The organism is Pseudomonas sp. UBA4194 (assembly GCF_002379585.1).
In the GTDB taxonomy this organism is placed as follows: domain Bacteria; phylum Pseudomonadota; class Gammaproteobacteria; order Pseudomonadales; family Pseudomonadaceae; genus Aquipseudomonas.
Genome location: NZ_DFUE01000046.1, coordinates 58561 through 80047, shown reverse-complemented (window position 1 = coordinate 80047; position 21487 = coordinate 58561). Strand labels below are relative to the sequence as shown.

At 61.7% G+C, this 21487-nt stretch carries 21 protein-coding genes; 6 read left to right on the top strand and 15 right to left on the bottom strand.

The features are described 5' to 3' along the window. Positions 1-2 precede the first annotated feature (2 nt). Positions 3-1184: a 4-hydroxybenzoate 3-monooxygenase gene (gene pobA / locus B3397_RS12370; protein WP_296250409.1), complete on the bottom strand. Its 1182-nt coding sequence runs from the start codon at positions 1182-1184 to the stop codon at positions 3-5. 152 nt (positions 1185-1336) lie between these two features. Here pobA and B3397_RS12365 point away from each other — a divergent pair, with 152 nt between their 5' ends. Further along, complete coding sequence (locus tag B3397_RS12365) at positions 1337-2221, top strand: helix-turn-helix domain-containing protein (protein WP_296250407.1); 885 nt, start codon at positions 1337-1339, stop codon at positions 2219-2221. On the opposite strand, the gene B3397_RS12360 is transcribed toward B3397_RS12365, so the two are convergent. Both B3397_RS12360 and B3397_RS12355 read right to left on the bottom strand, forming a co-directional pair. Next, positions 2205-2378 (bottom strand): hypothetical protein, encoded by a 174-nt coding sequence (locus tag B3397_RS12360; RefSeq protein ID WP_296250405.1) that lies wholly within the window; start codon positions 2376-2378, stop codon positions 2205-2207. The genes B3397_RS12365 and B3397_RS12360 overlap by 17 nt on opposite strands. Positions 2379-2467: 89 nt before the next feature. Continuing rightward, positions 2468-3397: an AraC family transcriptional regulator gene (locus B3397_RS12355; protein ID WP_296250403.1), complete on the bottom strand. Its 930-nt coding sequence runs from the start codon at positions 3395-3397 to the stop codon at positions 2468-2470. Positions 3398-3707: 310 nt separating this feature from the next. On the opposite strand from B3397_RS12355, the gene B3397_RS12350 reads away from it, so the two are divergent. Together B3397_RS12350 and B3397_RS12345 are read left to right on the top strand one after the other, a co-directional pair. Continuing rightward, positions 3708-4034, top strand: coding sequence for a putative quinol monooxygenase (locus B3397_RS12350; RefSeq protein ID WP_296250401.1), 327 nt, complete (start codon positions 3708-3710; stop codon positions 4032-4034). Positions 4035-4076: 42 nt separating this feature from the next. Further along, complete coding sequence (locus B3397_RS12345; RefSeq protein WP_296250399.1) at positions 4077-4316, top strand: hypothetical protein; 240 nt, start codon at positions 4077-4079, stop codon at positions 4314-4316. Here the strand turns inward: B3397_RS12345 and B3397_RS12340 are convergent. The 6 genes from B3397_RS12340 to bglX all read right to left on the bottom strand — a co-directional run bounded on the left by B3397_RS12340 (position 4309) and on the right by bglX (position 12611). Further along, positions 4309-4935 (bottom strand): flavin reductase family protein, encoded by a 627-nt coding sequence (locus tag B3397_RS12340; RefSeq protein WP_296250397.1) that lies wholly within the window; start codon positions 4933-4935, stop codon positions 4309-4311. The two genes, B3397_RS12345 and B3397_RS12340, sit on opposite strands and share 8 nt — an antisense overlap. A 124-nt stretch (positions 4936-5059) precedes the next feature. Continuing rightward, positions 5060-5434 (bottom strand): heme utilization protein, encoded by a 375-nt coding sequence (locus tag B3397_RS12335; RefSeq protein WP_296250395.1) that lies wholly within the window; start codon positions 5432-5434, stop codon positions 5060-5062. 218 nt (positions 5435-5652) lie between these two features. Then, positions 5653-6975, bottom strand: a complete 1323-nt coding sequence (locus tag B3397_RS12330) for an MFS transporter (protein WP_296250393.1) — start codon at positions 6973-6975, stop codon at positions 5653-5655. A gap of 168 nt (positions 6976-7143) precedes the next feature. Continuing rightward, a complete protein-coding gene (locus tag B3397_RS12325; protein ID WP_296250392.1) occupies positions 7144-8472 on the bottom strand; it encodes a sigma-54-dependent transcriptional regulator in 1329 nt (442 codons plus the stop codon). Continuing rightward, a complete protein-coding gene (locus B3397_RS12320; protein ID WP_296250390.1) occupies positions 8469-10223 on the bottom strand; it encodes an ATP-binding protein in 1755 nt (584 codons plus the stop codon). The genes B3397_RS12325 and B3397_RS12320 overlap by 4 nt, the downstream gene beginning before the upstream one ends. Positions 10224-10319: 96 nt before the next feature. Next, positions 10320-12611 (bottom strand): beta-glucosidase BglX, encoded by a 2292-nt coding sequence (bglX, locus tag B3397_RS12315; RefSeq protein WP_296250387.1) that lies wholly within the window; start codon positions 12609-12611, stop codon positions 10320-10322. 246 nt (positions 12612-12857) lie between these two features. Between bglX and B3397_RS12310 the strand changes: the two genes are divergently transcribed. Continuing rightward, positions 12858-14054: a class I SAM-dependent methyltransferase gene (locus B3397_RS12310; protein ID WP_296250385.1), complete on the top strand. Its 1197-nt coding sequence runs from the start codon at positions 12858-12860 to the stop codon at positions 14052-14054. A 97-nt stretch (positions 14055-14151) separates the two neighbouring features. Beyond that, positions 14152-14364, top strand: a complete 213-nt coding sequence (locus B3397_RS12305; protein WP_296250382.1) for a response regulator transcription factor — start codon at positions 14152-14154, stop codon at positions 14362-14364. On the opposite strand, the gene B3397_RS12300 is transcribed toward B3397_RS12305, so the two are convergent. Next, positions 14365-15384 (bottom strand): DUF4917 family protein, encoded by a 1020-nt coding sequence (locus tag B3397_RS12300; protein ID WP_296250380.1) that lies wholly within the window; start codon positions 15382-15384, stop codon positions 14365-14367. It lies immediately after the preceding gene. Between the two features lie 141 nt (positions 15385-15525). On the opposite strand from B3397_RS12300, the gene B3397_RS12295 reads away from it, so the two are divergent. Further along, positions 15526-16599 carry a glycerophosphodiester phosphodiesterase gene (locus B3397_RS12295; RefSeq protein ID WP_296250378.1) on the top strand — a complete coding sequence of 358 codons (1074 nt, stop codon included), beginning with the start codon at positions 15526-15528 and terminating at the stop codon, positions 16597-16599. Between the two features lie 137 nt (positions 16600-16736). Here B3397_RS12295 and B3397_RS12290 read toward each other — a convergent pair whose 3' ends face one another. The 5 genes from B3397_RS12290 to B3397_RS12270 form a co-directional block, all read right to left on the bottom strand. Continuing rightward, a complete protein-coding gene (locus tag B3397_RS12290) occupies positions 16737-17045 on the bottom strand; it encodes a hypothetical protein (RefSeq protein ID WP_296250376.1) in 309 nt (102 codons plus the stop codon). 28 nt (positions 17046-17073) lie between these two features. Beyond that, positions 17074-17640 carry an AAA family ATPase gene (locus B3397_RS12285; RefSeq protein ID WP_296250374.1) on the bottom strand — a complete coding sequence of 189 codons (567 nt, stop codon included), beginning with the start codon at positions 17638-17640 and terminating at the stop codon, positions 17074-17076. Positions 17641-17935: 295 nt separating this feature from the next. Continuing rightward, complete coding sequence (locus tag B3397_RS12280; RefSeq protein ID WP_296250372.1) at positions 17936-19042, bottom strand: Gfo/Idh/MocA family protein; 1107 nt, start codon at positions 19040-19042, stop codon at positions 17936-17938. A gap of 85 nt (positions 19043-19127) precedes the next feature. Continuing rightward, positions 19128-20738 carry a sensor domain-containing diguanylate cyclase gene (locus B3397_RS12275; protein ID WP_296250370.1) on the bottom strand — a complete coding sequence of 537 codons (1611 nt, stop codon included), beginning with the start codon at positions 20736-20738 and terminating at the stop codon, positions 19128-19130. Positions 20739-20808: 70 nt separating this feature from the next. Further along, complete coding sequence (locus B3397_RS12270) at positions 20809-21444, bottom strand: DUF2238 domain-containing protein (RefSeq protein WP_296250368.1); 636 nt, start codon at positions 21442-21444, stop codon at positions 20809-20811. Positions 21445-21487 lie beyond the last annotated feature (43 nt).

The following is a 21487-nucleotide window of genomic DNA, read 5'->3' as shown; positions in this document are numbered from 1 at the left end:
GGTCAGGTGATGGCTTCGTAAGGCAGACCGACATAATTTTCCGCCAGGCTTTGCCGCGCCGCAGGCGAACCCACCAGGTATTCGAGTTCGGCCTGCTGGATACGCTGGCCAAATGCATCGGTGTCCGGGAAACGGTGCAGCATCGAGGTCATCCACCAGGAAAACCGTTCAGCTTTCCACACCCGTCGCAGGCACACAGACGAGTACTGAGCGGTGGCCTCGCTGCGGCCATGGTGGAACACTTGGCAGAAGATATCGAACAGCGTGCTGACATCGCTGGCGGCCAGGTTCAGGCCCTTGGCGCCAGTGGGTGGCACGATGTGGGCGGCATCGCCCACCAGGAACAGCCGCCCGTGCTGCATGGGCTCGACCACGAAGCTGCGCAGCGGCGCGATGCTTTTTTCGATGGACGGGCCCGTCACCAACCGCTCGGCCAGGTCGGCGGGCAGCCGACTCTTGAGTTCGGCCCAGAAGCGGTCGTCCGACCAGTCCTCGACCTGTTCATCCGCGCCGACCTGCACGTAGTAACGGGTGCGCGTAGCCGAACGCATGCTGCACAAGGCGAAACCGCGTTCATGGTTCGCATACACCAGCTCCTCGTGCACGGGAGGGGTGTCGGCCAGTATGCCCAGCCAACCAAACGGGTAGACGCGCTCGAAGGTCTTGATGGCTTCGCTGGGGATCGATTGCCTGGATACCCCATGATAGCCGTCGCACCCGGCGATGTAGTCGCAGTCCAGGCGCAGGCTCTGGCCGTCCTTGTCGAAGGTCACGAAAGGGGCGGCGCTTTGCAGGTCGTGGGGCTTCACGTTGCTGGCTTCATACAGGGTTTCTGCGCCGGCCGCAGCGCGGGCCGCCATCAGGTCGCGAGTGACCTCGGTCTGGCCATAGATCATGACGGCGCTGCCCGTCAGTGCCTTGAGGTCGATATGCTCGCGACGACCGGCAAACGCCAGCTCGATACCGTGGTGAACGATGCCCTCGGCGTCCATCCGCGCGCTCACCCTGGCCTTGCGCAGTAGGTCTACCATGCCCTGTTCGAGTACGCCGGCACGGATGCGACTCAGCACATAGTCCGGCGTCTGTCGTTCGATGATGATGTTGGAGATGCCGGCATTGGTGAGCAATTGGCCGAGCAGCAGGCCGGACGGACCGGCGCCGATAATGGCGACTTGAGTCTTCATGGGCATGTAACCGCGTATTTTTATGATTGGAGTGCTGGTATTTTTCGCGGGCAGCGGTGGAATAAGAAGGGAGTTTTTCGCCCGATACAGGTACTTTTCATGGATTCGTGCGATCAGCGAAACATGCCGACACGCCGCTCTGGAGCACAATCATGTCGATACCGGTGTTCAAGCTGTACGGGGAAGGGGTGGCCTGGCCCACGCCGGACCTGCTGCACTGCGAAACCATTCCCAAGCGCAGTCGCCTGCACCACTGGGAAATCCAGCCGCACCAGCATGCCGATCTTTGCCAGTTGCTGTATGTGCACAGTGGCGAGGCAGTGGTCGAAGTGGAAGGTCAGCGTCATACCTTGCGAGAAGCGGCCCTGCAGGTGGTACCGCCGCTGTGCGTTCACGGCTTTCAATTCTCGGAGAATATCGAAGGCTATGTGCTGACACTGGCCGCGCCACTGGTCAGCCAGCTGCAACGTCAGGTGGGGGAGACCTTGCGAGTGCTGGATACACCGGCAACCTACCGGGCCGGCAACGACCGGGATTATCTCCATGCACTGTTCACTGCCTTGCAACGTGAATATCAGGGCGCCGAGGCGGGTCGCGACGTGTTGTTGCATTCGCTGGCCAATGTGGCGGTGATCTGGGCGGGACGCCAGGCGCTGCAGCGTCGCGCCGCCAAGCAACCTGCGCAACGCGGCCGCGAATACCTGTCGCGGTTCACGGAGGCAGTGGAAGCCAACTATGCACGGCAACCCAGCGTCGAAGCGCTGGCCCATGGCATCGGTCTTTCGGTCGCCCACTTGAACAGCCTTTGCAGAGCGCTAGCGGGTCAGTCGCCGCTGCAGATCGTGCATCAGCGCATCCTGCTCGAAGCAAAGCGCAACCTGCTGTATACCGCCATGAGCATCAGCCAGATAGCGGATCGCCTGGGGTTTGCCGATGCCGCTTACTTTTCGCGCTTCTTCCGCCGGCTGGTAGGCGTGTCACCCAAAGCCTTTCGTGCCGCGAGCCAGCGGTCGAGCGGTGTCAGCGCAGATAGCTGAACGCCGCATTGCGCTGCATGCACATGGCCAAGGTGCAGGCGCCTTGCAATTGCGGTGAGATACGAGCCTGCTCCGCTCGCCAGGCAGCAGTGGCGTAGAGGGCGGTGACGGCAACCAGTGACAACGCCACCATGCATTTTCTTGTTCTTGTGGTCATGACGCTTACCTCGCTTTACGACAGCCAAGTACTGTCTATAAGCGTAGGTCAGCTTTTGCTTCAGTGAGGGCCGTTGGTCTCTTGGTGCATCAGATGCTCATGCGCAACCGGGTCAGGTCGCGCAAGGGTGGCGCGCCGAAGTGACGACTGTATTCGCGGCTGAACTGCGAAGGGCTTTCGTAGCCCACCCGATACCCGGCTTCGGAGGCGTCCAGGCTTTCATTGAGCATCAGTCGCCGCGCTTCCTGCAGGCGCAGCTGTTTCTGATACTGCAAAGGGCTCATGGAAGTGACCGCCTTGAAGCGGTGATGCAGGGTCGAGACACTGAGATTGACTTCACGGGCCAGGTCTTCGATACGCAAGCCTTGCTGAAAGTGTTGGTTGATCCAGGCAATGGCGCGGCTGACCCGGTGCGTCTGGCTGTGGCCGACCGCCAATTCGTACAGCCGATGGCCCTGCTGCCCGCGCAATAGACGGTAGAGGATTTCACGGCGTACCAGCGGTGCCAGCATCGCGATGTCCTTGGGTGTTTCCAGCAGGCGAACCAGTCTGAGCACAGCGTCGAGCAGGCCGTTGTCCATCTGCTCGACATACAAGCCGCGTTGGCTGGGTCGCGAGGGCACGCCCATCGGCCCGGCATCGGCGATCAGCGTATTGATGTCGGCCGGGTCGATATCCAGGCGGATGGACAGGCTCGGGTTCTCCGGCGTGGCTTCCAGCAGCCGCCCGGAGATCGGCATGGCCACCGAGACCACCATGAAATTGAGCGGATCGTAGATGTAGCGCTCGTCACCCAGGCACACCTCCTTGCTGCCTTGAGCCAGGATGCACAGCGCTGGCTGAGCCAGGGCGGGAAACGATCGGACGCATTCTTCATAGCGCACCAGATGCAGGCCGTCGATGGCTGTCACGAAGCTGCCAGGGGTGCGGGCACCGCGGTCAATACACTCGGCCAGCTCTACGCGGCGCTGCTCCAGGGTCGGGTCCAGTAACTTGGCGATAGGCTCGGGGGCGTTCATGAAAGCTCCATGACGTAGGCGACAGAATGAGCACAGGATAATCGGCGGTTAATGTTCAAGGTAGACGATAACTGCGGGATGTTTGCCTGATCCTGCCCGCGTTTGTAACAGAATGCGCTGACGCCTGCCGGGCCATGGGGTGGGGTGACAGCGTGCGCGAGTTATTCGACGCGGCTTTAGGGTGGGAGGCTTGCCTGAAACTGCGGATCGGCAGGATCAGGCAACAGCGCGACAGGAATCGTCTAACCGCCATTGCCTGACGCCCTTTACCTTAGTACCCGTCGCAACGTTCATCCAGGGAGAGCCGACCATGACGTCAATCAACACAGTCAGTCATTGCGCTTTAGTGACCGCCCGCCAAGGGTTTTCGCACGCCGTAGGCATCGGCCTTAGCGGCTTGGTCGTCCCCGCGCGCGGTATGCCCGGTTGTCTGCATTTTTCGGTACAGCGCAGTCAGTGCGACGAGCACCTGTGGCAGGTGGCGGGCGTATGGAGCGATCAGGAGGCCATGCGCGCCTGGTTCACGTCGCCCTCCATGCAGGTTTTCAGCGATTTGTTGCAAGACATGCTGGTCAGCAGTCTGGACGTGCATACCTTCAGCGAACCGGGTATCGAGCGGGCTGCGAGCGCCGCCTGAGCCGGGTACAATCGCGCCTTTGACCTGTCCAGGAACCGGCGCATGGCACGCAAAGTATTCGAACAGCATGAAGCGGTATCAGCGGTCGTTCCAAGCGACGAGGGCTATCACGCGGCGATAGCGATCAAAACCCTCGAAGGCGGCACCCCACCACGTTTCCATAAAGTGCTGGAAGGGCAGACATTCAAGACTGCGCTGGCGGCAGACATGGCCGCCGCCGAAGTGCTGGAGACCCTGCAGGCCATCGACGCCGAGGGTGCGCCCAGCTTCACCGTCATTTGACCTGCGGACGGTACATCTTGAACAGCGCTTGCGGGCCGATCTCGAAGTAATCGGCGGGGCCGCCGCCGCGCAGGATTGGTGCCGCGGCGGCGGTGTCGTAGATCCCCTCCTTGAGCAGCGTGCGGGCAATGTGCACGGCCACCACCTCACCCAGGATCAGCCAACTGGGCACCCGCTCCTGGTCGGCTCGCTGCAACTGGATGATCTGGGTCACCTTGCATTCGAACGCGACCGGCGCCTCCAGCACCCGTGGCACCGACACGATGCGCGACGCCTTGGGCGTCAGGCCGCTGAGTTCGAACTCGTCGATTTCCGGGCCCACGGCGGAACAGCTGAGGTTCATCTGTTCCGCCAGCGGACGTGTGGCCAGGTTCCAGACGAACTCGCCGGTCTGTTCGATGTTGTTCAGGCTGTCCTTGCGGCCCACGCTGCAGAAACCAATGATCGGCGGAATGTAGTTGAAGGCGTTGAAGAAGCTGTAGGGCGCCAGGTTCAGCCGCCCTTGGCGATCGTGGGATGAGATCCAGCCGATGGGTCGTGGACCGACAATGGCGTTGAAGGGATCGTGGGGCAAGCCATGGCCCTGGGCGGGCTCGTAGCTGTAGGTATCTTCCGACATCGGCGCTTTCCTCAGGTGTTCACAATGACGCCAGTGTGCTGTGCCTCGGCGCGTGGATGCAATCCCGTCTCCCAGAAACAACTAAGCCCGGCCAGGGCCGGGCTGTACAGCATTGCCGTATCGATCAGGCAAAGGCGGCGGAGCCAGTGCGAGCCGAACCGTCTTCAGCAAAGGTCGCCGAGTGGGTACGGTCGGAACCGTCTTCAGCGAAGGTCGCCGAGTGGGTACGGTCGGAACCGTCTTCCGCGAAAGTCGCCGAGTGGGTGCGGTCGGAACCGTCTTCAGCGAAGGTCGCCGAGTGGGTACGGTCGGAACCGTCTTCAGCGAAGGTCGCCGAGTGGGTACGGTCGGAACCGTCTTCAGCGAAGGTCGCCGATTGAGTGCGGCTGTAACCGTCTTCGGCGAAGGTGGCCGAACTGGTGCGATCGAAGCCGTCGGCAGCGAAGGCATTGGCGGTCAGAGCGGTGAAGGCGAGGGCGATGATCAGTTGAGTTTTCATGGTAGTGCTCCCGGTGCAATGGATGTTTCGTTGAGTAGGTGTCTTGCTGTGGGAGTGATACTACGCCTGAAAATTTGATTAAAAAGCGCAAATAAACGCTAATAACCATCGAATTATCAAATGTAGCAGCGGCGTAAGCCGCGTCCGGCCGCCCCGCGATGTGCCTGAAAAAGCACCGGGGGCCCGGACGCGGCTCACGCCGCTGCTACGTGAGACCGTTAATCGGTTTCGATGCGGGAGTGCTTCTGGGTGTCTTTCATGAACACGTACACCAGCAGCGAGCAGGCAATGCAGGCAGTGACGTACCAGTAGTAGCCCGTCTCCATGCCGATCTCCTTGAACCACAGGGCGATCAGCTCAGCCGTACCGCCGAAGATCGAAACGGTCAGCGCATACGGCAAACCCACACCCAGCGCCCGAATCTCGGTGGGGAACAGCTCGGCTTTGACCACCGCATTGATCGACGTATAGCCGCTGACAATGATCAGCGCGGCCATGATCAGGAAGAACGCGCCCCACCAGGTTTCGATGGTGTGCAACGTGGTCAGGATCGGCACCGTGCACACGGTGCCCAGCACGCCGAAGGCGATCAGGATGGGCCGCCGGCCAATCTTGTCCGACAGCGCGCCGATGATCGGCTGCAAGCACATGAACAGGAACAACGTCGCCGCGGAAATCGCTGTGGAGTCCGCCTTGCTGAAGCCCACGGTGTTGACCAGGTACTTCTGCATGTAGGTGGTATAGGTGTAGAACGCCAGCGTCCCGCCCATGGTCAGGCCCACTACGGTAAGCAGCTCCTTGGGATGGCGCATCAGGGTGCGCATCAAGCTTTCCTTGGGTGCCTCTTTCTGTTTGGTGAACGACTCGGTTTCTTCCATGCCGCGACGCAGCCACAACGCGACCACCGCACACAAGGCGCCGATCACGAACGGTACACGCCAGCCCCACGAGAGCAACTGCTCTTCGGTAAGGGTCTGTTGCAGCACGATCAGTACCGCCAACGCGATGAGCTGGCCCGAGATCAGCGTGACGTACTGAAAGCTCGAGAAAAAGCCACGGCGTTCCTTGGTGGCCATTTCGCTCAGGTAGGTGGCGGAGGTGCCGTATTCGCCACCCACCGACAGGCCTTGCATCAGGCGTGCGACCACCAGCAATACCGGTGCCCAGATACCGATGGTTTCATAGCCCGGGGTCAGGGCGATGACCAGCGAGCCAAAGCACATCAGCAGTACCGAGGCCATCAGTGCCGCCTTGCGGCCCTTGCGGTCGGCATACAGGCCCATCAGCCAGCCGCCGATCGGGCGCATCAGGAAGCCGACGGCGAAGATCGCTGCGGTGTTGAGCAGTTGCGCATTGAGGCTGTTCTTGGGGAAGAAGACCTGGGCGAAGTACAGGGAGAATGCGGCGTAGACGTACCAGTCGTACCACTCGACCATGTTGCCGACCGAGCCACTGAAGATGGACTTGAGGCGGCTGGACGTGGTTCGAACCTTGGCGGGCGCGGCGGCCGACCCGACCGGCAGGGTGTTGGAGTTATCCATGGTGGATCCTTCTAGTTGTTGTTAGTAGCGCATCAAGGCACTTGGCAGTGGCTATAGCAGGAGCCGTGCCAGCGGCGAAACGCCTATTCCAGAAGGGTGCCGGGGTGTTGGTAAGCGGTTTTTTGCCTATTCATACGCGTGTAATAGGCGGATTCTTGCCGATGGAGCCTAGCCGCGAAACAGCTCCCGCTGCAGGCCGTGGCGCTGCATTTTTTCGTTGAGGGTACGTCGTGGCAGTTGCAGCTCTTCCAGCACGGCCTTGATGTCGCCTTGGTGCCGAGCCAGCGCAGCGCGCAGGCACTGCGCCTCGAAAGCTTCCTGCTGGGCGGCCAGCGACAGCCCCTGGACCACTGGCTCGCGGGAGGGCGAGGCCAGGCCCAAAGCGTGGCGTTCAGCGGCATTGGCCAATTCGCGGACGTTGCCCGGCCAATCGTGGCTCAGCAACTGCCCCAGCTGGGCACCGCTGATGATCGGCGCGCTGCGGCCCAGTCGCTGGGCCGTGGTCCGGGCGAAATGCTCGAACAGCATCGGAATGTCCTCGCGGCGATCGCGCAGCGGTGGCAGGCGCAGCTCGGCCACGGTCAGGCGGTACGCCAGGTCCTCGCGGAAACGCCCGCTGCGGGCTTCCTCGAGCAGGTCGGGCTTGGTTGCGGCGATCAGGCGCAGGTCAACCTGAATGCTGTGGTTGGAGCCCAGGCGTTCCAGCTTCTGCTCCTGCAGCACCCTCAACAGTTTGGCCTGCTGCGCCAGCGGCAGGCTTTCGATTTCATCGAGAAACAGAGTGCCCCCATCGGCATACTCCAGCTTGCCGATCCGCTTGCCCTGGGCACCGGTGAAGGCGCCGCTTTCATGGCCGAACAACTCGGCTTCGAACAGCTGCTCCGGAATGGCCGCGCAGTTCAACGCCACGAACGGTTTGTCGGCGCGCGGTCCGAGGTCGTGCAGGCAGCGAGCCACCAACTCCTTGCCGCTGCCGGTTTCGCCGCGAATCACCACATTGACCGGCAACTGGGCGAGCTCCAGAACCTGAGCGCGAAGCTGTGCCACGGCCGCAGAGACGCCCAGCACAGTGGCCTGCAGACGCTCCCTGGCATCGGCCTGGGCATGCAGGCGGCGGTTTTCCAGAACCAGCCGACGTTTCTCCAGAGCTCGGTGCAAGCTGCTCAGCAGGCTTTCCGGGCTGAACGGTTTTTCCAGAAAGTCGTAGGCGCCGTCGCGCATCGCCTGTACCGCCATGGGGACATCGCCGTGCCCGGTCAGCAGAATCACCGGCAACTCCGGGTCGCGGGCCTGCACCTGTTCGAGCAGACCCAGGCCGCCCATGCCGGGCATGCGTACGTCGCTGAGAATGACGCCGGCGAAATGTGCAGGCAGCTCGGCCAGACAGTCTTCGGCACGGCTGAACAGTTGCACGTTGAAGCCGGACAAGCTCAGCCACTGTTCGACAGCGCTGCGAATGCCGGCTTCGTCATCGATGACTATCACTGAGTCGCTCAAGGGGTTTCCTCGTCCATTGGCAGGGACAGCGTGAACTGTGCGCCGTTTTCCAGATTACCGGCCATCAGTTGGCCGCCATGTTCATGCACGATCGCATAGGACACCGCCAGCCCCAGGCCGAGACCCTCACCAACGGGTTTGGTGGTGAAGAAGGGGTCGAAGACGTTGCCCAGATGTTCACTGGCGATGCCGCCACCGTTGTCCCTCACGCTCAGGCGCCAGGCGCCGCTCTGCCGCTGCAGCTCGATACCGAGCCACGGCCGAGGCTGGCTGGCAGCGGCGTCCAGAGCGTTGCGCAACAGGTTGATCAGCACCTGCTCCAGGCGAATGGCGTCGCCGCGTACCCACGCGGGTCGATCCAGGTGCAGATCCAGTTGCACGCCGCCGTCACGCAGGCGTGCGTCCAGTAACTGCAGGGCCTGTTCGACAACCGTCGCGAGGTCGAGGCGTTCACGCAGGCCGGCCGGACTCTTGCGCGCGAAGGTCTTGAGGTGCGCGGTCAGCGAGGCCATGCGGGTCAGCATCTGCTCCAGGGGCACCAGCGCCTGGCGAGCCTCGTCGTGCCGTCCATGGTCCAGCAGCAGGCGCAGGCTGGCCAACTGCATGCGCTGGGCGGTCAGGGGTTGGTTGATTTCGTGGGCGAGGGCGGCTGACATCTGGCCCAGCGCGGCCAGCTTGGTCGATTGCACCAGGCCATCCTGCGCTGCACGCAACTCCAGAGTGCGCGCCTGCACCAATTGTTCGAGCTGCTCCCGGCTGCGCTGACGCAGCTTGGCCAGGCGCCAACGCTGATTCAGCAACAACCCGCCAAAGACCAGACTCAACCATACGCCCGCAGCGGCGAGCGCCGCATTGCGCGAGTCCTCCGAGGCACTGGTAGGGCGCTTGAGCAGATGCAGCGTCCAGCCTTCGCTGGCCATGGGCAGCGAGGCCCAGAGGTAGTCGGCACTGCCGTCGGGACCGTTGACCCGCACCCGCTGGCTGCGGGCGTCCAGGCGCTCCAGTGGCCTGTGATCCAGGGGCAGGAGCGGTTGCTTGTCGTATTGCCGGGTGTTGCCGAGTTCGGCCCTGTCGGCCTCGCTCAGCGCTTGCAGCTCACGGTACCGCCAACCGGGCTGGTTGGCGATGAACACGATGCCACGGGCATCGCTGACCAGCAGGGTATCCGGGCCTTGCGCCCATTCGCGCTCCAGTTCGGGAAATTCCAGCTTCACCACCATGGCTCCGATGAACCGGCCCTGAGCGTCGGTTACGGCGCGGGACAGAAAGTAGCCGGGAATGCCACTGGTGACGCCTACCGCATAGAAACGACCGCTGCCCTGGCTGATGGTCTGACGAAAGTAGGGGCGAAAGGCGTAGTTGTGGCCCACATAACTGGTAGGCAGCCGCCAATTGCTGGCGGCCACGGCCAGGCCATCGCGGTCCAGCAGCTCCAGGGTGGAGGACTGTGCCGCGCCGTTGATGCGTTCCAGCTTGCGGTTGAGCGCGTCCTGGGTGGCGGTGTCCACCGGGCCGCCCAGCGCCTGGATCAGCTCGGGGTCCAGAGCCAGCACCGCCGGCAGCGCCCGATAACGCTCGATCAGGGTGTGCAGGCCATTGGTATAGAGCGCCAGCTGTTCGTGACTGCGGCCGGCTTCCTCCAGCACTGCAAGGTGTCGGGCATGACGGCTCGCCCAGACTGCAGACAGCAGCGTGCCGGCCAGGATCAGCAGCACGATGAGGGTAAGGCGAAGGCGGCGGGGTGTGGGCATGGCTCTGGCCGGACAGGTGGGGCGACTGCGCGTGCCCCATGGTGGGAGCGGGTTCTACCCGCGATGAGGCCCGTCAAGTCACCCAACTCGTGATAATTACAACAGATCGAAACTCGCCTGCTTCACGTCTTCGGAGTCCAACCCGATCATCACGTTGAACTGACCCGGCTCGGCCGCGTACTTGAGCTGAGCGTTGTAGAACTTCAGGTCGTCTTCGCTGACATCGAAACTCAACGTCTGGCTCTCACCCGGCTTGAGCATCAGCTTCTTGAAGTGCTTGAGCTCTTTCACCGGCCGCGCCATGGACGCCGCTACATCGCGGATATACAACTGGACCACGGTTTCGCCCGCCACCTTGCCGATGTTGCGCACGTTGATGCTGGCGGTCAGCTTGCCGCCCTTGCGCATCTGCTTGCTCGACAGGATGACGTCCGACAGGGTGAAGTCGGTGTAGCTCAGGCCGTAGCCGAAGGGGTAGAGCGGGCCGGGTTCGGCGTCAAAATACTGCGAGGTATAGTTTCCGGGTTTACCGGCAACGAACGGCCGACCAATGCTCAAATGGTTGTAGTAGCTGGGAATCTGCCCGACGTAGCGGGGGAAGGTGACCGGGAGCTTGCCCGAAGGGTTGTAATCGCCGAACAGTACGTCGGCGATTGCATTGCCGCCCTCTGTGCCGCTGTACCAGGTTTCCAGCACGGCATCGGCCTGACGCTGCTGGGCGTCGATGGACAGTGGTCGACCATTCATCAGTACCAGCACCAGCGGTTTGCCAGTGGCGCGCAACGCCGTGATCAACGCCTGCTGGGTTCTTGGCAGGTCCAGGCTCACCCTGCTGGCCGACTCATGAGACATACCACGGGACTCACCCACGGCGGCGACAATGACGTCGGCCTGCTTGGCGGCCGCCAAGGCTTCGTCGATCAACACTTGATCGGAGCGCGGATCGATCTCGACCTGCTTCTGATCCAGAATGATGTGGTTGAGGAAGTCGAGCACGTAGCGATCATCGGTCAGGTTGGCGCCCTTGGCATACACCACCTTGCCCGGCTCGCTGGCTGCCTTGCGCAGGCCGGCGAGCAGGGTGACCGACTGTTGCCACCGCCCTGCGGCCGACCAGCTGCCCAGCATGTCGATGGGCGCATCGGCCAACGGGCCGATGACCGCAATGCGGGTATCCTTGGCCAGCGGCAGGGTCTGCTTGTCATTCTTGAGCAGCACCATGGTCTTGCGCGCTACCTCGCGCGCCTCGGTGCGATGCAGCCGGCTCTCGGCGTCGAGGTCGGCCGGATCGTTTTCTGCCTTGCCGATGCGTACATACGGATTGGCGAACAAGCCCATGTCGTATTTGGCGCCCAGCACCTCACGAACGGCATTGTCGATGTCGGCCTGATTGATCTGGCCACTACGCAGCAGCTCCGGCAGATATTGCCCATAGACCTTGTCATTCATGCTCATATCGATGCCGGCCTTGATGGCGAGCTTGGCAGCCTCGGCCTCGTCCTTGGCTACCCCGTGCTTGATCAACTCGAAGATTGCCCCGTGGTCGCTGATAGTCACGCCCTTGAACCCCCATTGCTTGCGCAGCAGATCCTGCATCAGCCAGGTATTGGAGGTGGCCGGTACTCCGTTGATCGAGTTCAGTGCAACCATCACACCGCCCGCGCCGGCATCTACGGCAGCGCGATAGGGCGGCAGATAATCCTGAAACATGCGCGTAGGGCTCATGTCGACGGTGTTGTAGTCGCGCCCGCCCTCCACAGCGCCATACAGCGCGAAGTGCTTGACGCTGGCCATCATCCGATCTGGATTGGCCGGGCTCGGTCCCTGGATATTGTCGACCATGACCTTGGCGATTCGAGACACCAAGTAGGTGTCCTCGCCAAAGCCTTCGCTGGTACGCCCCCAACGAGGATCGCGGGACACATCGACCATGGGCCCGAACGTCATGTCCAGCCCATCGGACGCTGCTTCCAGGGTAGAGGTTTTGGCACTAAGGGCGATGGCGTCCATATCCCAGCTCGCGGCCAGGCCCAGGCTGATCGGGAACTGGGTGCGGTGACCATGGATCACGTCGTAGGCAAAGAACATCGGCAGCTTCAGACGGCTGCGTTGAGCGGCGTCCTGCATGGACCGGTTGTCGTGGGGAGTGACTGAGTTGAACGTCCCGCCGATGCGCCCGGCAGCGATCTCCTCGTTGATCTTTGCCAGCGGCAGGTCATGATCGATGCTGATCAGGCGCAGCTGGCCGATCTTCTCATCCAGCGTCATGCGCTTGATCAGGTCGCTGATGAACGCATCCTTGTTCTGCGGGGTAGGCGCGAGGCTATCGGCAAACGCCGGTTGAAAGGCCAGGCCCACGACTACACCCAGCACACACAGCTTATTCATTGAGTTTTTTCTCTTTGGCCGACCGCACACAGCGCGGCGGCTGGAAAGGTTGGCAGTGTTGTTATCATTCGTTGGGAGTGTTTTAACGTATTGGCGCGGGGCAATCCAGTCGGGTGCGGAGATTGATACAAATGCACGCGCCAGAGGCCCCGCATGGATCTGCGCAAGTTGCCGATCCAATCAATTTACCGTGTTGGCCGCCAACCCTCTAAAATGCCGTTCTGACCCATCGAGATCTGCTTTGCCATGCCTGTTACCGACCCACGCGCCGAATTCCTCGCTCTGCTGGACACCAGCCTGGCGCAAAACGCTTTCATCAAGCTGGTGCTGGCACGCCACGTCGGCGATGAGCCCGAGCTGCAGCGTGTCATCGTCAAGCTGGCCACGGTCAAGGGCGCCCCTTGCCTGTCGTTCGTGTACCGCTACAAGACCCGCGATATCACCAAGAACTTCAGCCTGCAAGATGGCCAGCAGTTCGTGGCGCAGGCGTTGCCCGACACCTTCAAGAACGCCCATTTGCTGACCCTGACCGACGAGCTGCAACTGGAATTCAGCAAGAAGAACAAGGCCAGCCTGCACCGCAACAAGCAACAACAACCGCGCGAGGCGCCGGCCCAGGCCCACGACCGTGAGAAAAAACGCTACCTGGAGCTGACCCGGCCGTTCCTGACGGATCTGGGCGTGACCAATGCGCGCCACGAGTTGATCCCGGCGATGTCACGCAAGTGGAAGCAGATCAACAAGTTCATCGAGGTGTTCTCCCACGCCTTCAGCACCTCGCCCCTGGCCGACAGTGCCCAGGCGGTGCGAGTGGCCGACTTCGGTTCGGGCAAGGGCTACCTGACCTTCGCCATTCACGACTACTTGGCCAACACGCTTCTGCGCCAGGCTCAGGTCACAGGCGTGGAGCTGCGCCCGGACATGGTGGAGTTGTGCAACGCTGCCGCCGGCGCGCTGGAACATCCAGGCCTGGTGTTCGAATGCGGCGACGTGCGCTCGGTGGTGCCCAGCGAGATCGACGTGATGATCGCTCTGCACGCCTGCGACATTGCCACCGACTACGCCCTGCACACGGGCATTCGCTGCGGCGCTTCGATCATCATGTGCTCGCCGTGCTGCCACAAGGAAATTCGCCTGCAGATCCAGAGCCCGGGCTTGCTCAAGCCGATGTTGCAGTACGGCCTGCACCTGGGCCAACAGGCGGAAATGGTCACCGACAGTCTGCGAGCGCTGTTGCTCGAGGCCTGCGGCTACGAGACCAAGGTGTTCGAGTTCATCTCCCTGGAACACACCAACAAGAACAAGATGATCCTGGCGGTCAAGCGCGACAGCGCCCCAACCAATGCCGCGTTGCTGGAGCGTATCGACGCACTCAAGGCGTTCTACAGCATTCGCGAGCAACGTCTGGAGACGCTGCTGCGGGCTGACGGTCTGCTGGACTGAACGCGTATTCTGCTCAACGGCGCTACAAGTTGCCTGCGTTGTCTGCCGCCTGATGCCCGGCCACCATTGATCCTACGAATCAGTGGTCGGAGTTCTCATGGTGCGCGAATACAGACTCACGCCGCGCGAGCAGGAAGTGCTGGCATGGAGTGGCAAGGGGAAATCATCCTGGGAGATTTCACGAATACTGGCGTGCTCGGAAGCCACGGTGAATTTTCACTTCGCCAATATCCGCCGCAAGTTTGCCGTCGGCTCGCGCAGCGTTGCCGTGCTCATCGCGCTTGAGAAAGGGTTGATCTGCCTGCACTGATCAGCGGCGTTTCTTCAGCGCTTTTTCCACCGGCACGTTCAAGCCCGGTCGCCCCAATGGGTGGCTGGTGGCATTGAAGAAGCTCAGCGCTTTGCCGCTCCCCTCGAACAGTTGGGTATAGCGCTGCTTCTGACTGATGACCCAGGCATCGCTCAGCGGGAATACGGATACGTGCAGCGCCTGCAACGGCGCTCCGCGCAGTGCCTGAAGGATGTGCAGATCGTCGGTGTCCAGATTGTGCCCGAACACACACAGCGTTCCCTGCTCCCCGCTCAGCTTCGCGTGGCACCAGCTCAGGTAATCGGAACCTCGGATGGCGCGGCGTTTTTCTTCGCTGCGGCCTTCGTTGACGAACAGCGGTACGTCGCCTGGGGTGTTGATGGCGAAACCATCGAGCAGGGCACTGCCCTGGGCGGTACGCAAACGCGTACTGCCATCGGTGTTCTTGATCAGGTGCAGGCCGCCGTGCAGGTACACAACGCTGGTGCCCTGAGGCTCGGTGCGTCGAATGTCAAAGCCGCTGTCCACGTCCATCAGTTCGTCGAGCCCTTCAGGGGCATGACGGACGGCCCACGGGCACAGCAGGTCGTAGTTGCTGCTGTACACCGCAGCGTACTGGCGCAGTTCGGCATTGAGCGCCGCCAGGGTCGCGTCACTGACCAGGCGATAGGGAATGTGCACGCTGCGCATGGCATGGATCAAGGCTTCCTTGATCGCGTAGTAGCGGTTGAGCGGCGACGTCGAACTGATCGCCAAGGCGGCGTTGACCCGCACGGTGCTGTTGAGTACTCCCAGCACCTGCTCGAAATTCTGCGTATCAAGCGACTTGAACAACGCCAGATCAGTGAGCCCCAGGGGTTTGTTGCGGACCTTCTGCGCACGCTCGAACAGTGAGTCATAGGCGAAATTGCGCCACACCGCGCGGCTGGCGCCATTGCCCAGCAGCAGGCTGTGGCAGGGACGGTGGGTTTGCAGGGCTTGCCAGTCATCCAGCTGTGCATCGAAAGCGTCGTGTGCCATGGTCTTTATTCGTTCTGCTCATGTCTGGATACAAGGGCGGAACTCTAGCACGCCATCGCCCTGTAATCTGACGCCGTCTATGCTGGCTCGGTTCATCGGCGTTTGTCGCCGTCACTTTTCTCGACATCAGAAGGATTTCGCATGTTGGCAAACTGGAGCAAACATCTCTGCGCGGGCCTGCTGTTTTCCTGCGCCGCATCCGCATACGCGCAGACCCCGGCGCAACTGGCGCAGGCCTCGAATATTCCCTACCCGGCGGTGATCGCTCATCGGGGTGCGTCGTTCGATGCGCCGGAGTCCACGCGTGCGGCCTATCTGCTGGCCCGCGAACAAGGTGCCGACTACCTGGAGCTGGACGTGCAGCGCACGCGCGACGGTCAACTGATCGCCCTGCACGACGACACGCTGCTGCGCACCACCGATATTGCGAGCAAATTTCCCGCACGCAAGAACAACCCGGTCAGCGACTTCACCCTGGCCGAACTGCAAACCCTGGACGCCGGTAGCTGGTTCAATCAGGCCCATCCGGACCGTGCGCGCCCCAGCTACGTCGGCTTGCCGATCCTGACGCTGGACCAGGTGCTGGACATTGCCGAAGGTAATCCCGAACGCAACCCAGGGGTCTACATCGAAACCAAGGTGCCTCAGCAATTCCCAGGTATCGAGCGCGACCTCAAGGCCAAACTGCAGTCGCGGGGCTGGCTCGACGGCAAGCATCGCGTAGTGCTGCAGACCTTCGAACAATCCAGTCTGCAATTGCTTGCCAAGGAAATGCCCGACGTGCCCAAAGTGCTACTGCTATGGGTGGGGGAGGGCAGCATCGAACCGAAGTCCAGGGTGTCGTTTGCCGAGTCGGGCCTCAAGGACAAGGCGGCCTACTACGCCACGCAACAGCCCCGTGACCGTGCCGAGTTCGAACGTTGGCTCGACATTGCCAAGGCGAATGGCGCGATCGGTACTGGCCCCTCTGCCGCGCTGACTCACGGCGGAGATCAGAGCTACATGGACCTGGTGCAGCCTTGGATGAACACGCTGACCCACGAGAAGGGCATGCTGGTGCATGTCTACACCGTGGATGACGAGGTGGACTTCAAGAAGGTCATGGATGCGGGCGTAGACGGGATATTCAGCAACCGCGCTGGAGCGTTGCTGGAGTTCAACGGACGCAAGCCGGACAGGACGCTAGAGCAGATTCTGCAGGCGCAGGGTTTCTAGCGGGTAGTGAGAGACGGGGCAGGGAGCTGAAGCAGTCGGGCAGCTGCCTTCGCAGAGCCCCTCTCCCACGGGAGAGGATTGGGGTGAGGGGGAAGCCCCCACCGCCAAAACCCGACACAACGCCGCAAATGAGAGCGTTACTTACCGCTGCCGCTCCCACCGCCGTCGCCCGAACCACCTTCACCCTTGGAACCGCCGAGTGGGCTTGGACCGCCGTCGGTGGTGCTGCTGTCGGCTCCATTGCTCATGGAGCCCTGCTTGCCATCGATGCCTTTGGAGTTGCCGTCGTTGGGCGCGGTTTCAGGGCTCTTGATGGCAGGCTTGCCTGATGGGGTTTCCGGTGTTGCAGTGGGATTGGCATCGCTGGAGGCAGCAAAAGCGGCCAATGGAGAGGCCGACAACATCCCAGCCAGCGCCAGGGAAGCGAGTTTTCTTGTGAGCGTCATGGTGCATCTCCGCAATGAGGGATTACGTTCATTGGGCTACACCGGGGGGCAACAGGTGCCGCGCAACCGACGAGTGGCCGAAACAGGCGCCAACCGCCTGGTTGAACGTATGGGTATCGGGAGCGTGCAGGGTCAGCAGTGGAATCCCCAACGCTTTACTGATCTGCTCCGCATGCTGCATTTCGCGGCGCTGGAATGCTTCCAGATCGGCCGGTATCGCGGTTGCATCCCGGCTCGACTGGCGTTGGGCAACGACTGATACATCTGAGCTGATCAGGACGATGGCGGCAAGGTTCAGTCGAGCGAACGCGTCAGTGTTCGACGCCACCTGTTGCCCATGCTTGTCGCGCAGCACCAGCTGGCCCTCGAGCAGCAGTGATTTACCGCTGGCGACGATGCTGTTTACTGCCAGTTCCAGCGCTTGCTGATCCAGGTCACTGTCATTGACACGCTCGCCAGCGCTCAGATTGAAGGAGGTGAGTACTTGTTCGATCAGCGCACTGGCGGTGATGTGCCGCACCTCGTATTGGCGGGCATAGCGCTCGCACAGCCAGGTTTTGCCGACGCCGTGAATACCGGCCACGAATACGACCATGAGGATGTCCATATCAGGTTGTGAAGTGGCGGGTACTACGACATCCAGCGAGCGGAGGGGTCAAGACATGGCGGGGTATGGGCTGGCCAGCGACGGCTGGCCACTACAGTTGAATAATCGCAAGTAGCTGATTATTTTGAGTTTTTATCTTTTACTCGGCGCGTGGAGTGCTGCGGTTGCATCCACATCTGTGCGGTTACCGGCAGCCCCTCTGTATCTTGAAAGGCGATCGAAAGCCGTTGTGGCAACAACGGAGGCTCAGTGCGCATCGATCAATGCGCACTGAGCGAGTGGTTTACTGGGTAGGCGATTCGGTATTGATGTACTCGGGTACCTTGGCCAGTGGGTACTGGCGGCGCTGCCTGGCGTCTGGCACGCGCTTGGCCGGCAGTGGCTCCAGTTTCTGGGCCTGCCCGGTGCTCAGCGCTCGCTCGACCGCCGCCAGTACTCGAACATCTCTCCAGCCTTCATCGGCATCCGCCTCTGGCGCCACGTCATTGAGGATGCAATCGGAGAAGTAGGCGGTTTCGCCGGCGAACTGGTCAACTACCGGGTGAGCATGTTCGAGGGTCTTGCCATCGATGATCGCGCGATAGGTAATCCCCACCCCTTCACCGTAGCCGAAACACGGCGAGGCCTCTATTTCACCAGTGCTGCCAATCAGCTGGAAGCGTTCGCTGCTGGGCAGGCTGTAGCTGACGGTGAATTGCGCCAGCCGCTCATTGGGGAAGCGCAGTACCACCGTCACCGTATCAGGCGTATCCAGGCCGTGGCCGGGGGTGTTTATACCCACTGCAGTCACTTCGAGCGGCTCGTCATTGAACAGCTGGCGCACCATGTTCAATGGGTAGGGGCCCATGTCCAGAACAGGGCCGGCGGCGAAGCCATTCTGAACCCGATGGTTGGAAGGCTTGACGGTCTGGGTGAAGGTCGAGGTGAACAGCCGTGGGTCACCGAAATCACCCGCCTTGACCCGCTCGATCATCTCGATCGTGCCCGGCTCGCAGTGCAGACGGTAGGCAACCATCAGTTTGGCATCGGATTGCTCGGCCGCCGTCTTGATCGCCAGGCAGTCGTCTTCGCTCGCCGCCATGGGCTTTTCCAGCAACACATGGATGCCCGCTTGCAGCGCCGAGACCACATACTCCTTGTGCAGGAAATTGGGCGTAGCCACGTACACCGCATCGATCTCGCCGGAGGCAAGCAGGGTTGCATAGTCCCCGTAGCCATAGCTCTTGATGCCGTATTGCTTGGCTAGCTTGTCGGCCTTGACCGGATCGCCGGTCACCAGCGCCGTGATCACGGAGTTTTCCGTCTGACCTACACCGGGCATGAACGCACCCTGTGAAATCGAGCCACCTGCGACCACTGCATAACGAATTTTTCCGTCTACACCGGGCATCTTGTCCTCCACTGGTTAATCATCGAAACAGTTGCGTACCCCAGTTCCGGCCACACTCATGGGCGTGAGTTCCTTCTTTTGATGTTCATCCAGATCCAGGGGAGTCCTGCTCAACCGTTGTCGACTCTCGCGGTTCCTGCTGTTCGCGCACGGCGTACCAGCGATTGCGGCCACTGCTCTTGGCCATGTAGAGACACGCGTCAGCGGCCTTGATGATGCCTGCGGCGGTGACCTCATCAGCCGCAGAGGTGCTGGCTACGCCGGCACTGACGGTGACGATTCCCGCAGGGTGATCGGCATGGGGTATGGCCAGCGCGCGTACGGCCTGGCAGATCGACTCGGCGACGTTGCCTGCTCCGGCCCCATCGGTGTCAGGCAGCAGTACGGTGAATTCCTCGCCACCGTAACGAGCCGCCAGGTCGGCTGGCCGCCGCAGCGCCTTGCCGATGGCACCCGCCACCCGCTCCAGGCAACCGTCGCCGGCCGCGTGGCCATAGGTGTCGTTGAAGCGCTTGAAGTGGTCCACGTCCAGCATGATCAACGCCAGCGGCGAGCCCTGGCGTTTGGCCCGGCGCATTTCCAGCTCCAGCACCATGTCCAGCCGGCGGCGATTACCCAGCCCGGTGAGGCTATCGGTCAGGGCCATTTCGCGAACCGTCTCGTGTGCCCGGCGGATCTCACGTTCCATGGCGATGCGCTGACGCAACTGTCCGAGCACGATGATGCCGAACCAGCCCAGACCTGCGATCAACACCAGCAGCACCAGGCCGGTCTTGATCAGATCCTGTCGCCACGGCCCGATGAAGGACTCGCGCGACAAGCCGGCCTCGACCACCAGTGGGTAGCTGTCCAAGGCACGGTACCCGTACAGCCGGTGGGTGTTGTCCACCACCGCCTTGACGTCGGCAACCCCTTCGTTGGAGCGCGGCAGATAACGCGTGAAAATCTCACTGTCGGCCAGACTTCGGCCAATCACGTCGGCGTCGAAGGGCCGGCGAACGAGAATCGTGCCGTTGCGCATGGCCAGCACCAGAGCGCCTTTATCGTCGATCTTGAAATCGCCATAGTAGTTGACGAAGTAATTGACCCGAATCGTCCCCAGCAGAACCCCGGCGAAAGAGCCGTCTGGATTGTTCAAGCGACGCGATATGGGGATGATCGGCTCATCCGTGGAGCGGCTTTTCACCACGTCACCAATCCGCACACTGCGGTCGGTGTGGGTGCGGTGGTATTGGAAGTAGTCCCGATCGGCGTTGTTGGTGATCTCCGGGGTGGCTTCCTTGTCCGTCACGATCCACTCACCGTCCGGACCGTAGATGAACAGCCCATGCAACTGAGGCATGATCTTCGCCTGTTCGACCATCAAGGCGTGGATGCGCGGCACGTCCATGCGATCCAGGCCGTCGCCCTCGACGCGCTCGCTGAGGACCGAGGTCAGCACATCGACCTGGCGTACCGCATCTTCGGCATGCTGGGCCGTAGCACGGGCCAGGTTCGTGACCGAGTCCTCGGCTGAAGCGTATGCCTGCCGGTAGTCGCGCCATGCTCGCCAGCCTTCCACACTGATGAACATCACGATGACCAGGAGGATAAAGGTACCCGTCAGCCGAAACAGCGCCGCCGTGCGACCGCTGCCGAGCGCGAGGCTGTCGGTGGGCGTATCGGGCTGGGGTTCTTTCAGTTTGCGTCCGAGCATTTTCCCTCCTCCATCGGCGACGCTCCAAGCGGCAGGACCTGCCGCCTGCCTGCCTTTCAAACTAGGCCCATCAGCCGTTATGTCTACCCAGCACCCAGGAAATTTTTTCCCTGATCAAATGCCCACGGCAGATGAGCACGACCAGCGAGCCGGCCGCTGCGATGGCCATGTCTTTCTGAGCGTCCCAGAAGTCGCCCTGTGCCCCGACAAATGAGGAATTACTGCCGCCCAACCACTCCATCAGCTCGTAGAGCATGGACGTGGACAGCACCAGTGACCAGGCCATCAGCGAAGCCCAAGCCCCTTTCAAAGCGCACTGGCGCGTCAGAATTTCGCGCAAAGGCAGCGCCCACAGCAGCCCGTAGAACAGGTGTACGAGGCGGTCGTACTGATTGCGCTGCCAGCCGAAAGTCTGGTCGATGGAGATACCGGTAAGCGCTGCAAACGCCTGATCGTAAGGAACCTGAGGATAGGTGTAGTGGGTACCCACCTGGTGCAGGCACAAGAACAACACGACCTGTGCCCAGGAAACAGGTGTCCAGTAGAACCGGTGGCGTGCGAACCAAACGAATGCGGCACCCACCAATACCAGGCTGTTCTCGATCAGCCACGTATGGCGATCAACCGGATTCCAGCCCAGCGTCACGAAAATGGCGACGAAAGCCAGCTGCAACAGCTGCGTGGACGTAAGGCGCGTGCGGATCAAGATGCTGTGCTCCGGTCAGTGACAGGGGCCGGATAACGCGCCG